Source organism: Mastigocladopsis repens PCC 10914 (assembly GCF_000315565.1).
In the GTDB taxonomy this organism is placed as follows: Bacteria; Cyanobacteriota; Cyanobacteriia; order Cyanobacteriales; family Nostocaceae; genus Mastigocladopsis; species Mastigocladopsis repens.
In genome coordinates this window covers 5301339-5316813 of the sequence record NZ_JH992901.1, presented here as the reverse complement: position 1 = coordinate 5316813, position 15475 = coordinate 5301339, and the positions used below count along the sequence as shown (strand labels likewise).

General features: G+C 43.1%; 8 protein-coding genes. 3 read left to right on the top strand and 5 right to left on the bottom strand.

Going from position 1 to position 15475, the window contains the following annotated elements:
• Nucleotides 1-208: 208 nt before the first annotated feature.
• Nucleotides 209-1039: a serine hydrolase gene (locus tag MAS10914_RS35925; RefSeq protein ID WP_232224231.1), complete on the bottom strand. Its 831-nt coding sequence runs from the start codon at nt 1037-1039 to the stop codon at nt 209-211.
• Between the two features lie 130 nt (nt 1040-1169).
• On the opposite strand from MAS10914_RS35925, the gene MAS10914_RS35920 reads away from it, so the two are divergent.
• Nucleotides 1170-1472 (top strand): hypothetical protein, encoded by a 303-nt coding sequence (locus tag MAS10914_RS35920; RefSeq protein ID WP_232224230.1) that lies wholly within the window; start codon nt 1170-1172, stop codon nt 1470-1472.
• A gap of 183 nt (nt 1473-1655) precedes the next feature.
• On the opposite strand, the gene obgE is transcribed toward MAS10914_RS35920, so the two are convergent.
• Together obgE and MAS10914_RS0125570 are read right to left on the bottom strand one after the other, a co-directional pair.
• Entirely contained in the window at nt 1656-2687 is a 1032-nt protein-coding gene (obgE, locus tag MAS10914_RS0125575; RefSeq protein ID WP_017318793.1) for a GTPase ObgE, read from the bottom strand.
• Between the two features lie 271 nt (nt 2688-2958).
• Entirely contained in the window at nt 2959-3648 is a 690-nt protein-coding gene (locus MAS10914_RS0125570) for a Mo-dependent nitrogenase C-terminal domain-containing protein (RefSeq protein ID WP_017318792.1), read from the bottom strand.
• 293 nt (nt 3649-3941) lie between these two features.
• On the opposite strand from MAS10914_RS0125570, the gene MAS10914_RS0125565 reads away from it, so the two are divergent.
• Together MAS10914_RS0125565 and ligA are read left to right on the top strand one after the other, a co-directional pair.
• Nucleotides 3942-5042, top strand: a complete 1101-nt coding sequence (locus MAS10914_RS0125565) for a glutamate--cysteine ligase GCS2 (RefSeq protein ID WP_017318791.1) — start codon at nt 3942-3944, stop codon at nt 5040-5042.
• Nucleotides 5043-5403: 361 nt separating this feature from the next.
• Nucleotides 5404-7467, top strand: coding sequence for an NAD-dependent DNA ligase LigA (ligA, locus tag MAS10914_RS0125560; protein WP_017318790.1), 2064 nt, complete (start codon nt 5404-5406; stop codon nt 7465-7467).
• Between the two features lie 339 nt (nt 7468-7806).
• On the opposite strand, the gene MAS10914_RS0125555 is transcribed toward ligA, so the two are convergent.
• Together MAS10914_RS0125555 and MAS10914_RS0125550 are read right to left on the bottom strand one after the other, a co-directional pair.
• A complete protein-coding gene (locus MAS10914_RS0125555) occupies nt 7807-9882 on the bottom strand; it encodes a prolyl oligopeptidase family serine peptidase (protein WP_033366544.1) in 2076 nt (691 codons plus the stop codon).
• Between the two features lie 448 nt (nt 9883-10330).
• A complete protein-coding gene (locus MAS10914_RS0125550; RefSeq protein ID WP_026082814.1) occupies nt 10331-15427 on the bottom strand; it encodes a hybrid sensor histidine kinase/response regulator in 5097 nt (1698 codons plus the stop codon).
• Nucleotides 15428-15475 lie beyond the last annotated feature (48 nt).

The window sequence follows — 15475 nt, the reverse complement described above, 5'->3', positions numbered from 1 at the left end:
AGGCGGCAAAGGAAGACAATGGAGTTAACACCTTATCATGCATTTACTGGTTTTGAGATAAGGGGTTCTGAAACTTTTCTAAGACTTTTTGCTGAGTTTAAAACAATACATCGTTAACTGATGCAAAGTGTGATTTTATCTTCTATACTTACTTAAATAACAAAGAAAAAAAACAGAGAGTTTGACAACTCCTCAAAGGATTCCTATCCTATCTTGAACTTCGAGAAGTCATACGTTTATAGACAAGACGAGACATTTTAGGAAAAATTTCTACGTCATCAGCATATGCTGAATCTTGAGCAAAAGTCGCCAAAATATAAGTACCTTTGCTATTTTCTGTAACAACCATTGCTGCTTCTGTTCGAGAAACAGAAGTCCAGCCTGCCTTAGAATGCAACTGAACACGAGTATGGGGTAAAGATTTACCAAAAAAGGTTCGTACAGGGTTGAAATCATAAGAGTCTGCGGGTTGCCAAACTTTGGGATTTAAATCCCTTTTGAGCCACCCACACATTTTTTTGCTAGCTTGTAGAGAAACAGCCTGTTTTGCGTAACAAATTTCGTACAATAGTCTAGCTGCGTGTTTGGTTGTTATCCTATTCCAGTTCCGTGAGTTACCTAGTAGCTGCGATTCATTTCCCTCAGGTTCTGGGAGATTAATGTAGTAAATGGGAAATGTTTTTTGAATAATACTAATATTGTTGTAACCAGCTTGTTGAAAAAATCGGTTAACTTGTTGGCGTTTATTTTTCCAAATTTGAAATTTTTCACTTTTTAGTTTTGGTTTAGAACTTGTACCTGTGACTTGGTCAAGAATAAAGCTAGCAGAACCATTATCAGACTCCTTGAGCATTTTTGCCAAATAAGGAGCAAAATCTTTTTCATTTTTCCAAAGACCGCTCTCTATTTGAGCATATAAAACAACCATCCAAAACATCTTAACTACACTAGCGGGATATCTCGGGATATCTTGCTGATATCCGGCAGTTTCGCCAGTTTTTGCATCTATTAAAGTAATAGATAAAGGCTTTTTAGGCAAATTTTGAGCAGTCGCCAGCTTGACAACATCGTTAACAATGGCTTGTAAATCTTGAGAGTGTTTAAAATTTGGAGGCTTTTTGAGATTGTAAATAACTTCTAAATCTTGTTTTCCTGGTTGACGAGAGGGTATGGGTAGTGACTTGGCGATCGCCCAATCAGGAATCGGCGGAGGTGGAGTTGGCGATTTGAACTTTTGTGGAGTGGATGTCCCAACAACCTGGACAGTAGGAAGTGGCGATGGTACAGGCGATGGTTTGAACTTTTGTGGAGTGGATAATTTGGCAGCCATACGAACAGCAGGAAGTGGCGAAGGTGCTGTCGCTAAATCCAATCGTTGTCGGGCAGATGATTTTACAAATTGTTCTGCCTCATATTTAGTTATGAAAGCGGCTACCAATAGACCCAGAATGGTCAGTCTCACTGTCACATAATTTACTTTGATACCAAACCTTAGCTTGGAGAATTGGTTAAAGAAAACCTGATGTATACGCCTTTTCGGCATTTTCTCTAACTTTAGAATTGTTTTTTGCAAAAGAAAACATGAAAAATTATACCACAAAGGCGTAAATTGTAACAAATACAATTCAGGTATTTTCTTAATGCAAATAACAAGCCTAATAGCTTATCCTCTCGCTAACAACAGCCGCATTGAGTTGGTCGAGAATTGACCAAATGTGCTGTAACATTGGTTCTAAACCAGCACCCGTAACCGCCGAGATGAGAAAAACTGGAGAGTAGGAAAGGTGATTGAGTTGCGTAGCTAGCGCTTCTAAATCCTTTGTTTCTCTATCAACAGCATCAATTTTGTTCAGCGCCAAAATTTGCGGACGCTCTTCTAAACCCCGTCCGTATGCTTGCAATTCTTGTTGAATTGTTTTGTAGTCTTCTACCACATCTTCGCTAGTTGCATCAATGAGGTGTAGCAACACACGCGTGCGCTCAATGTGACGCAAAAAATCGTGTCCTAGCCCTGCTCCTTGGGAAGCGCCTTCAATGAGTCCGGGAATATCAGCAAAAACTGTGCCATCTCCGCTAGGCTTCCGCACGACACCCAAATTTGGAATCAAGGTTGTAAAGGGGTAGTCAGCAATTTTAGGACGTGCGGCTGATAAAGCTGAAATCAAGGTAGATTTTCCAGCATTTGGCAACCCAATAATCCCGACTTCAGCTAAGAGTTTCAACTCCAAACGCAGTGACTTGATTTCTCCTGGTAGTCCTGGGAGGGCGTACTCTGGGGCGCGGTTACGGTTACTTAAGAAATACTTGTTTCCCAATCCACCTTTACCGCCTTCAGCAACCAGCAAAGTTTGCCCAGGTTCGACTAAATCCCCCAGTATCTCATCAGTTTCCGCATTATAGGCAACGGTTCCGCAGGGAACCTCAATGATCAAATCTTTGCCATTTGCCCCTGTGCAATTATTTGGTCCACCACGAGAACCGTTTTCTGCCTTAAAGCGGTGCTCATATCTAAAGTCAAGCAACGTTTGCAGGTTTTGTGCAGCAACTAACAACACTGAACCGCCTTTTCCCCCATTCCCACCAGCCGGACCACCCGCTGGCACATACTTTTCTCTCCGGAAGGCGACAATACCATCGCCACCCTTTCCTGCTTCAACTTCAATTTTTGCTTGGTCGATGAATTGCATAGTTAGTGAGTGAGTTGTTAGTTGTTAGTTGTTAGTTGGTATAGCAGTCCTAAATCATTTGTAAGAAAAATGAACCACAGATGCACACGGATGCACACAGATAAAATACGACGCTCTCACGATTCATCTAGGATTGCTATAGTTGTTAGTTGTTAGTTGGTAGTTGTTCCACTAACTACTATCTAGTACCCTAAACATCATCGTCTCAAATAGAACTGGTGGTTCATAACCACTACCTACTATCTACTACCCACTAACTACTAACTACTAACTAAATATACGGCGAAATATCTTCACCGCAGTCATCCGCAAGATAGGATAGGGCGCGGAAACGTAAGCCGACAAGTTGTTCGTAGAGTGGGTTGAGTTTGCACAACGGCGGGATATGAACAATTTTGCGTCCGAACAGTGTGACATCACGCTCAAAGGGACAGTGAGAAGGTACCATTTTGCACAAAAAACGAGCAACTCTGGGATCTTGGATGTCTAACTGATCAAGCCAGTCGCGCATGGGGCGCAGCGCATCAATTTGACGCTGTGTAGGTTCAGCTTGTAAGGGAATTGGAGCCGTTACGGAAACCTCCGGCTGTGGGTGTTCGAGGGTATGGCGGAGGGCTTCTAAGAGATTTTCTGGCTGTTCTAGGGTTTTGCATAACTGGTGCAGTAGATAGTCCTCGCTAGAAGAATAGGTGCCATCTGCGATCGCGATCATAACTGCTGTGCGTAAGAAATTTTCTGCTGTTTTTGTACCTTTGCCCAAAACGGCGGCTAATTCCTCTGGTTCTATGGGGTCTAATGACTCTATCTTGATGCCAGGAGCAAGTTCATCCTCGGTGATGGCGGTAATTAATTCCTGTTCTTGGGCATCGAAGTCACCATCAGCCCAAGCAATCGTGAGAAGTCCACGCAGCCAAGCGGCAATTTGTTCGCTGGTATAAGGAGATTTCACAGCACTTGTCATAGATACACGCCTTAAGCAACTCTCACGTCCATACTAACCTGGGGTTAGATAACAACCTGTAGTGCTTATTGCCAAAGCTTTTCAGAGTCTTGAGTGCTCAACAATGAGTTTTGAGTCATTTTTTCGATAATTTCTTGTCCCCTATTGAGCATTCAGGGCTGTCTTGCGTACCCTACTTAGTACTCAGTACTGTCTTGCGGTACAATCCGTCTCAAGGGAGTATTAAAAATCTTTTCTATTTAGAACAACAAACAGCAAATAATTTAAGGTTTAAACAAAGGCACATAACATAAATGTTCTATTTCGGTATTGAGCATGAAGTAGCTTTCCTAAACAAAGAAGGAAAATTTGCTGATTTTTCCTGCACAAAATTTGTTGAATTCAATCAAATTATTGAACAACTTCCCATGTACCCCAACGACCATACTCAACTGCGCGTTGGGGACGCTGGCATTAGGAAAAAAAGGTGGTATATTGAGGGATTTGAAAGATTTGCAGATTCCGAACAAGTTATCGATTGCGTTCCTAAAGGTATCGAAATCAGAACAACTATACACCCTGATATTCAAAGCACTATTGCTGAATTATCAGAAAGCTTTCATCTGCTATGTGAGATTGCTGCACAATTTGGTTTTTCGCCGATTTTAGTCAGTTTTAATCCGTACCGTACTGTTTATCAGCCTGAACCACCATTAAATGATTATGAAATAAAACAATTACAGGCTTATCCTGAAGAGCAAACTGCCAACATTCACATGGTGACATATGGACCAGATTTAAATATTTCAGTCGCTGATTTACCTATTGAAAGTGTGATTGATATTGGCAGAAAGCTAACTTATTACAGTCCATACATCGTTCCTTTCAGTTATAGCTCTCCCTTTTATAAGGGGAAGTTGTGGCAAGGACTGTCAGTGCGAACGTTTGTTAGAACAGGAAAAAGACCAGCGACGCTGGTTTTTGTGGAGAAACAAGAACAACTGATTAAAAGCGTCCCTTCATTGACGAAAATAGCACGTCTCCCAGCGGAAGTAGGTCGCATCGAATTTAAAGCATTTGATAGTTGTGATGATTTTTCTATCTATGCTGCTTTGTTAAGCTTATTGAAAGGTCTTGTTTTAGACCAAACCCTTATGGGTAGAGCAACGATACCCGACGCAGCTTTGCACCAAGTTTCGGCACAAGAAGGGTTTGACAACGAAGAGATTTTTGCGATCGCCTCACAGGTTTTGCAAGCTGCTGAAGTTGCGCTTGTAGACGATCCAGACGTTCATTTGTTAACACCACTCAAAGTTCTTCTCCAAAAGCGAAGAACTCCAGCGCATCAACTGATTGAGGTTTTCAACAGGGTAGGTGTGATAGAACAGGTCCTCAGACAGACTTACAAAAACTAGGGGGGGTAAGGGTGTAAGGGTGTGAGGAACAGTGAACAGTGAACAGTGAACAGTGAAGAACTGATAACTGATAACTGGTAACTGATGTGTGAGGGGGAGAAGAAAATAAACTTATATGTAGTAAGGACAAGAGTCCTTGTTTTCGCCCAAGAGGACTCTTGTCCTCACTACCCCACAAGAATTCTATTGATAGAAGGTGCTTCCGCTAGGAAGTAGAAGACAGAGCTAGTTTAATTTGATTAAGCTATTAGCTATTAGCAATTCAGCTGTCGGCTTTTTGGGTGTTGGGGTTAATTGCCAACTTAACTTAATCCCCTAAAAAGGCAAACGGCTGACAGCTAGTCGCTATTGATTGATGGAGATGGATGTGGTGCAAGCGACAAATACAGAAGCCAAACAGCGTGTTCAAGAACTGCGACAACTACTACAAAAAGCTAGTTACGCCTACTACGTCCTCGATTCTCCCATCATGGAGGACGCAGTCTATGACCAGCTGTATCGAGAATTGCAACAGATGGAAAATCAATATCCAGAATTGCTGACACCTGATAGCCCCACTCAAAGGGTGGGAGAGAAACCAGCAACCCAGTTTATCTCGGTACGCCATAATATTCCGCTCTATAGTTTAGAAAATGCGTTTAACATCGACGAATTAAAGGCATGGGAAGGGCGCTGGCGGCGACAAGCACCTAACGTAGGAGAGGTGGAGTATGTGTGCGAGCTGAAAATTGATGGTTCTGCCTTAGCGTTGACATATGAAAACGGTATTCTCACCAGAGGTGCAACCAGGGGTGATGGGGTTACGGGTGAAGACATCACCCAGAATGTGCGGACAATTCGCTCAATTCCTTTGCGGTTAAATGTAGAAGGTGTAGAGAGGTTGTATGCAACCTCTCTACAGAGGATAGAGGTGCGGGGTGAGGCGTTTTTGCCCTTGGAAGTGTTTAAACAAATTAATGAGGAAAGGCAAAAAGCAGGTGAAGTAGTCTTTGCTAATCCTCGAAACGCAGCTGCAGGTACCCTAAGACAACTAAATTCCCGAATTGTCGCCAAACGGCGGTTAGATTTCTTTGCCTACACGCTGCACATTCCTGGTAGAGATGATGCCAGTATTGCTAACACACAGTGGGAAGCCCTGAAATTACTACAACAGATGGGGTTTCGCGTCAACCCTAACCACAAATTGTGTTTCTCTCTACAAGAAGTTGCAGAGTATTACAAATACTGGGACACCCAAAGGTTGAATTTGCCCTACATGACAGATGGGGTGGTGGTAAAACTGAATTCTTTTAAGCTTCAGGAACAGCTGGGGTTTACGCAAAAGTTCCCCCGTTGGGCAGTAGCGCTGAAATATGCAGCAGAAGAAGCACCCACCCGCGTGGAAAATATTGCTGTGAACGTAGGACGAACGGGGGCGCTGACTCCGCTTGCTCAAATGCGCCCTGTGCAACTGGCAGGGACAACGGTTTCCCGTGCTACCCTACATAATGCTGACCGCGTTGCTCAATTAGATATCCGCATTGGCGATACAGTTATTGTTCGCAAAGCTGGGGAAATTATTCCGGAAGTGGTGCAAGTCCTTCAAGAACTCCGTCCTGATGATGCTCAACCCTTTGTTATGCCTTCCCATTGTCCGGTTTGCTCAAGTGCAGTGGTTAGGGAGATGGGAGAGGCGGTGACTCGCTGCGTCAATGCTTCCTGTCCTGCTATCCTCAAGGGGGCGATCGAGCATTGGGTCAGTCGCGATGCTTTGGATATCAGAGGTCTGGGCGAAAAGCTGGTGCATCAACTGGTCGATAGAGAAGTGGTGCATTCTGTTGCCGATTTATACGACTTGACAGAAGACAAGTTGTGTGAATTAGAACGAATGGGGAAAAAGTCGGCACAGAAGTTGGTGGAAGCTACAGCCCAATCAAAAAACCAACCTTGGTCGCGGGTATTGTATGGTTTAGGCATTCGTCACGTTGGTAGCGTCAATGCTCAATTGTTGAGTGAGAAGTTTCCTACGGTGGAACAGTTAGCTGAAGCGTCACAAGCAGATATTGAAACTGTTCATGGTATCGGTGAGGAAATTGCCCAGTCTGTACACCAGTGGTTTCGCATCAGTGCGAATCAAACTTTGATTTCTCGTTTGAAAGATGCTGGGTTGCAATTTGCTAGCGCAATGGAAGCAACAGCAGTGAGTCATAGTCATCAAAAGTTGGCAGGTAAAACTTTTGTGCTGACTGGTACGCTTCCTACGTTGAAGCGGGATGAAGCAAAGGCGTTGATTCAACAGGCTGGTGGTAAAGTGACGGATTCTGTGAGTAAGAAAACAGATTATCTGGTTATAGGAGAAGATGCTGGTTCTAAGTTGGCAAAGGCGCAAGAGTTGGGAATTCCTCAGTTGAGTGAAGGGGAGTTGTTGGAGATGTTGCAGGATTAAACCGCACCCTTCAGGGTGACCAAGAAAGGGGTATAGGGGAAAACAAAGGGTTTAGGGGGATAGGGGTGTAGGGGTGTAAGTGAAAACAAAGGGTTTAGGGGGATAGGGGTGTAGGGGTATAAGTGAAAAGAAAAATAATTTACGTAGATTCGTTTGTTTCCTTCTTCCCCCCTACACAGTTATCAGTTATCAGTAAACAGTTATCAGTTTTTTTTGTCCACTGTTTCACTGGTCACTGTTCACTGTTCACTGTTCACTGTTCACTGTTAACCCTGACACCCTTACCCCCCTATTCTTCCCCCCTACACCCGCAAGGGAGCGCATTGACGGCATCAGATGCTAATAATTAAGTGCAACATCTAGCGTACGCACCAAAAAAGCCCAAATATCTGCTGTTTCCTCAATCCTTTTAGCTGTGGGTTTGCCAGCACCGTGTCCCGCCTTTGTCTCAATTCTAATGAGCACTGGCGCATCACCAGTGTGAGCAGCTTGCAAAGCCGCAGCAAATTTGAAACTATGTGCGGGAACAACGCGATCATCATGATCAGCTGTGGTGATCATTGTTGCTGGGTATGCTGTACCCGGTTTAAGGTTATGCAGTGGCGAATAAGCATAAAGTGCTTTGAAATCTTCTTGGTTGTCCGGTGAGCCATATTCAGAAGTCCATGCCCAGCCAATGGTAAATTTCTGGAAGCGCAACATATCCATGACCCCCACAGATGGTAAAGCAGCACCAAATAAATCGGGACGCTGAGTTATGCAAGCACCTACCAGTAGTCCACCGTTGCTTCCACCACCAATTGCTAACTTGGCTGGCTTTGTGTAACCGTTGGCAATCAGCCATTCAGCAGCAGCGATGAAGTCATCAAACACATTCTGCTTTTTCAACTTCATTCCCGCCTGATGCCATTCTTCCCCATACTCACCACCACCACGTATGTTGGGCATAGCATAAACACCACCCATTTCCATCCATACCAAACTACTGACAGAAAAGGTAGGGGTTAGAGAGATATTAAAACCACCATAACCATAGAGGTAAGTGGGGTTATTTCCATCTAATTTAATTCCCTTTTTGTATGTGATAAACATTGGCACTTTTGTGCCATCTTTGCTTTTATAAAAAACTTGTTTTGTCTCGTAATTATTTGGGTTAAAATCAACTTTTGGCTGACGAAAAACTGTGCTCTTTCCACTTACCATGTCGTAGTGATAAATAGTCCCTGGCGTAGTAAAGCTGGTGAAACTATAAAAGGTTTCGGTATCATTCCGCTTACCATCAAAGCCTCCAGCAGAACCGATGCCTGGTAATTCTACCTCACGCACACATGAGCCGTTCAGGTTAAAAATTTTGATTTGGCTGTGAGCATCTTTAAGATAACCAGCAACAAACTGGTTGTTAATTGTACTAACACTTTCCAAAGTTTCCACAGCTTCAGGGATGATTTCTCGCCAATTTTCTCGCTTGGCATTCTGAGATTCAATGGCAATAAGTCGTCCTTTGGGCGCATCTAAATCAGTGCGAAAATAGAAGATGCTATTGTCATTGTCGATAAAATTGAAATTTGACTCGAATTCCTGAATGAGTTCTACAACTTCCGCATTTGGTTTAGTCAAATCTTTGTAGAAAACCAAATTTCTGGGGTCAGTTCCTTTCCATACTGAAATGATAAGGTAACGTCCATCTTCTGTCACATCGCCATTGAATCCCCATTCTTTTTGGTCTGGACGATGATAAACCAGTAAGTCTTCTGATTGGGGTGTCCCCAGCTTGTGGTAATAAAGTTTTTGGTAATAGTTGACATCTTCTAATTTTGTTTTATCATTCTTCGGCTGATCGTAGCGACTGTAAAAAAATCCTTTATTATCACTTGTCCATGATGCGCCAGAGAATTTAATCCACTGCAAGTGGTCTTTGAGGTCAAGACCTGTTTCCACATCCCTGACTTTCCATTCTTGCCAGTCAGAACCGGCAGTAGATAGACCATAGGCTAAAAGTTTACCGTCTTCACTGATAGCTATTCCCGAAAGAGCAACGGTTCCATCTTCTGAAAGGGTATTTGGATCAAGTAAAACTTTTGGTTCCGAGTCGAGGGTTTTGAGAGTATACAAAACGCTTTGGTTTTGCAGTCCGTTGTTTTTAAAGTAAAAGTAACGGTTGCCCTCTTTGAAAGGAATACTATATTTTTCGTAATCCCACAGTTTAGTGAGACGTTCCTTAATTTTTTCTCTTGCAGGAATTTCCTGAAGATAGCCAAAAGTTACTTTATTTTGTGCCTCTACCCAAGCCTTTGTTTCCACGGAGTCAGGATTTTCTAAAAGGCGGTAAGGGTCTGCTACTAAAGTACCGTGGTAGTTATCTACTTGGTTGCTCTTTGGGCTGGTTGGATAACTCAAGTGTTTTTGAGAAGACATAGTTTGGGGTGAAGGGGGGACTTTTACATAGTGCAGGGGTAGCTCCTCACTTATGCCATTTGGGATTGGTGAATACCAGTCAGTATAAGTTTTGGCAACTGCAACAGCAGGAGCTAGCAAGCACCTAAATATAATGATAGTTGTCAGTAAAGTGAACAAAAATCGACGCAGTGTACTCATCAATCATTAGTCAACACAGGTTGTGTGAGCTAACGCTAGCACACTAGAAATTATGAATTATACCAATTCTCAAAAGTAGAACCACATATCGTTAGTAGTAAGCACTGAAGTGCTCACTACTGTCATCATATTTTCGAGAAATGGTATGACTGCGATTGCGCGTAAGTCCTGCGGACTGGCTGCGCCAACGCGTAGCGTGTCCCTTTGGGACTCAGCGCAGTGCCCCTTGGGCAATCGCCTCAAGAGCAGGTTTAGTCCCTCCTGACTCCTAAGAACTGCTGCTACTGTGGACAAGTTTCTCGCCGTTGAGCATCCGCGATGCTCCTTCTAGTAAAGCTTCCTCAAGATATGGTTTGGTGAAGTAGCCCCTTGCACCTAGTTGAATTGCCATTTGTCTGTGCTTGTCTGCACCCCGTGAGGTGAGCATGGCAATTGGCAAATGATTGAGGCTGGGGTCTTTCTGGATGCGCGAGAGCAACTCCAGACCATCGCAACGGGGCATCTCAATATCGCAAAATACAAGATCACATGGTAGACCAGAACGCAGTTTATCCCAGGCTTCCTGACCATCACGCGCCTGTTCTACACGATAACCTGCCTTATTAAATGTCATTGACAGCAATTCCCGTACTGTAATTGAGTCATCCACAATCAGTACTGTCGGGTCAACCTTAACACCAGAAGTGTCTGTTTCGACGGAATTCGCTTTCTGCTCCCACAGGCTGACACCACGCTGTTTGGAGATTCGTCCTTGGAAGATGTCAATAATTTCCAACACATCAGCAATGGGCATAATGCGACCATCACCTAGGACAGTCGCACCAGCAACACCAATGGGTTTAGGTGCAGGTCCTTCAAATTGCTTAATAACAATTTCTTGCTCGTTAAGCACCAGGTCTACCTCTAGGGCAATCAAGACATTTGCCGATCGCACAACGACGACACAAATCATCTCCTCGTCGCGGTTCCCACCATAAACATTTCCTCGACTGAGTTGACGATTGAAAGTTAAAATTTCTTTCAGCGGTCGCAAGGGCAGCAGTGTATCACGCCAAGGGATATATTTTTGCCCGTCAGAACCTTGCTGTATACTTTTTACAGGAATATCTAAGGTATCTTCCACACCATCCATTGGGAAAGCAATGCGGGCTTTATCGGATACACAGCATAAAGCCTTGCAAATACTTAGGGTTAGGGGTAAACGAATGGTGAAGGTTGTTCCCCTACCTATAGTGGAATCAATGTTAATTGTCCCTCGAATTTCACTAATCCTAGTGAGAACGACATCCAAACCGACGCCACGACCTGCCAATTCATCTTCCTTTTCTTTGGTAGTGAAACCTGGTTGGAATAGCAAATCGTAAACATCATGGTGAGACATTGACTGAGTTTGTTCTGGCGTCATTATGCCCTTCTTGATTACCTTTGCTTTGACCGCTTCTGGGTCAATACCTGCGCCATCATCGGTGACAGAAATGACGGTTTGATTACCTTGGTGGAAGGCGCGGACGGTAATGGCTCCCACGGCTGGCTTACCAATGGCTTGTCGCACTTCTGGTGTTTCGATACCGTGGGCGATCGCATTGTTGAGTAAATGCGTCAGCGGGTCTTTTAGATGCCCCAGAATCATTTTGTCAATCAAGGTGTCCCGACCTTCGATAGCTAGTTGCGCTTGTTTGCCACACTTAATGGCGCTCTCGCGTACTCCTCGCTCTAAAGGAGTGGTCACTTCAGCAAAAGGCTCCATTCGCGATCGCGTTATGCCTTCTTGGAGCTGAGTTGTCACTTGCCGGAACTGTCGCGCGACTCGCTCGGTTTCATCTGTCACAAAATCAATGTCACTTGCTGCCTCACGCACCCGCACAATCAGTTCAATCATTTCCTGAGACAGGGTATGGAAAGGAGTAAACCGATCCATTTCCAATTCAGTAAAACCCCTGTCCATATTATCTCTATTGTTATAGCTGCCACCGCTATTTCTGCGGCTGGCTAATAGAGATGCTTCTAATAGGGAGCGCTCGTACAATTCCTGCATCCTCGCTCCGACATCATTTAACTGCTGCACCTGAAGCAGCAAGTTATCTAAGAACTGTCGCAGACGTTCTTGATCCTGTTCTAAGGTATTACGGTTAACGACCAACTCTCCAACCAAATTACTGAGGTCATCCAGATGCTTAACTGGAACCTTCATCAGTTGTTCAAATTTCGCAGCGCGAGAGACAGAGGGACGGGGAGGTAAATCTCCCTTAACCATCTCTTCCAATTCCTGAAATCGAATGTCAATATCCTCTTTAGCAGCGCCTGATGTCACCTGGTTTGGCACTACACCCAGCAATTTTGCTTGAGCACTCATTTCTTCTGGTTTGAATGCAGCACTGACACCTGATACAACTTCCTGATCTAGTAACTTATCTAACTCAGCAAATTCATCATCTAAAGAGGCGTCAATTTTTTGAGCAAATTCCTCTTCTGAGGAAACTACTTCTGCCGTTCCCGTTGTTGCTATTGAGACAAAAGCAGTATCTTCTATTTCTAGACTAGCCAACAATTCGGATAAATCATCTTCTTGAGCATTTACTAGCTCCTGTTCATCTTCAGATATCTCGAATTCATCTAATAGATTTTTCTGATTGATTTGTACTGTACTTTCCTCAGCTTGCAACTCACCTTTTGCTATGTTTTGTAATATCTGTTCTGGATGAGCCTCTGCCAACATCGTTTCTGCTGCAAAGAAATCTTCATCTAATTCAAGTTCTAAATCTGGTTGTACACTGGCTGCAACTGTTGTATCTGAGGTAGTCTCTACTTCGATGTTTACAGTTTCTAAATGTCCCTGTACTTGTGAAGACTCAGAAGACACCGTAAAACTTATGCCTTCAGGAGGTTCTGTAAACAACAAATTATTGAGAAAATCCAATTGCTGCTCTGCAAAAGGATTGTCTGTACTTTCAAAAAGTTGGACATCGTTTGAGTTATCTGTTAGCGTCTCTTCAAATAAGACTGGCAGAGTGTTTTCATTCTCAACCTCAAGAAATTCTATATCTAGTTCAGCAGATGGTTGTGTTAAATCCTCTTGTGAATCTGGAGACGAAGTGGTAAATTCTGGAGTTAATTCTAGAGCTTCAGGCTGTTGTGAAAATCCGCTTATTTCTGTATGAGACCCCGCCCTATAATAAGCTCCGATTGGGTTGTCTGCATCAGTGTCTATAAGTGAGGAAGGAGTTGGATTTGTTGGTGTCAAATCCTCAAACAAATCCTCATTAGTTTCTGATGACAACATCAAATTAAACTGCTGATCTTCTGTCTGAAAACTAAGATCCAAATCTTCCAAATTCAAATTTTCTGAGGTCGATCTCAGGGGTTGATCAACATCACCAAAAATGTCCTCAGCAGCAGCAGCCAATAAAATTTCTTCCAACTCCCTTGCTGCATCATGCTCAAGGATAGGATAAAATTCGCCCTTTTCTCCCTCCTCGACTTCTGGCTCCCAGAAGTGAATCAAATCGTCTGTTTCAGGCAGTGTGGTAAATAAATTAGTAGATGTTGACTCATTCTCAGATAAGGTTCTGCTAATATCTTCTGTCTCGGAAAATAGGTCTTCTAGAGTCAATATTTCATTCTTATATGAGGGAATTTTTGATTCTCTGCGGGAACCAGAAGCATTTTCCTCCACAGGATCTGCTTTCGCCGTTTCTAAGAATAAATCATCAAAGCTGTTTTCTTGGTTATTAGAAAGCTCAATATTGGGAATAGTCTCTGTTTGTATTTGATTTATTCCACCTGTAAGTAAGGGTTCATTTTCATCCAGTACCAGTTCTAATAAACTGCTTACCTTATCGTCTATTTCTTCACTGGCATCAATCAGATTTTTTGAGTTGTTTTGCGTGAGTGTTTCGGTTACATTTTCCGATGCAACTGTCTTGTCGCTACTCAACTCTACGGTTAAGCCAATCGTTTCCTGAGTTACCGATTCTAAATTCTCTTCTTCTAAGACATCACCAAATAACTGTGTCCGCGTGAATTCTGCTTTTGCTCTTGTTTCTTGGTGCGGAACACGAGTCGTCTCTTCGTCCAATAAAAAATCAGCTTCACTATCAGTTTCTTCAGTGTTGCTGTTACTTAAATCTATTGTTAATTTATTCTTAGCATTAATATCTAAAATTTCTTCTTTATCCCACGTTACAACTAGGTCGGGACTTTCATCTTCAAACAAATCAGCCAGAGTATTTAACTCAGTTATTCCTACCTCTGAACCATTATTAGTTTCTGTATTGCTAGGAGTCAAAGGTACGTTATCATGCTCATTAAATTGCTCGGATAGCTCAGATAAGTTAGTAATTTTGTCTTGCGGCTCGAAGTCCAAAAGCTCTATAGAAGCAGGATGACTTGTTGTTTGTGCATCTTCATCAAGACTCGCAGTCTCGAAGGTGCTTGAAGATATAATTGGCTCTGGCAATTCTAATAGTTCTGCTGGAGTATTTACCGACTCATCTAGCAAGTCTAGGGGGATTTCTAACAATTCAATTGCTTCTTCTACCCTGATAAGTGCTTGCAGTTGCTGACTAATTGTAATTTCAGTGTCTCTGCCTGCAACGACTAATTCCAGAGCTTGTTTAATATCTGTAATAACGATTTTGGCTAAAGTAAGATAGGTGTTTTCGGGATTGGCGATCGCATTTCCTGCTGTTCGACATAAAGTACACCAGTTAGACAAATTTAATTCTTGACCGAGTTTAGCTAACTGGTGACAGCACTCCCAAAGCTTTTGCCGAGTTTCCGGTGTTGCGGTTTGTTTAAACAGTTGTAACATTTCCCGCAATGTATGGATAACCTGAGTTTGCAAGTTTTGCCAACTCTCGCTTTCTTTTAATGTTGCTTGTAGCAGCGTTGCGCGAGAAACTTCTGGTCTGCTATAAGTACTGTTTGTGACCTCAGGGCTACTTTGTTTTACAAGTAACTCCAAATGTTCGTGCAACCATTGGAAGACCGGTTCGGCTTCTGACATTAATGTATTTGCTGTTTCTTCAGTGAGTCCAAAAGGTTCCTGTAAATGCTCTAACAGCGCTTTCAAAGTATCAGATACACCGAGAAACAAAGATTCTAACTTTTGGTCAACTTTAACCGGATGCTCTTTAAGAACTTTGAAACAGTCTTCCAGACGGTGAGACGTGTGCTGAATGCTACTCAGTCCAAGCATTGCCGCTCCTCCCTTGATGGAGTGAGCCGCCCGAAAAATTTCGTTAATCATTTCCGGGTCGTCAAGGGTACTCTGGAGATTCAGCAACCCCTGCTCAATGGTATTCAGGTGGTCTTTTGCTTCCTCAATGAAGTAACCCAAAATGCGCTGTTGTTGTTCTGGCATCATAAAAAATGATGAATAATAAATTGTGAATGATGAATTTTGAATGAAGAA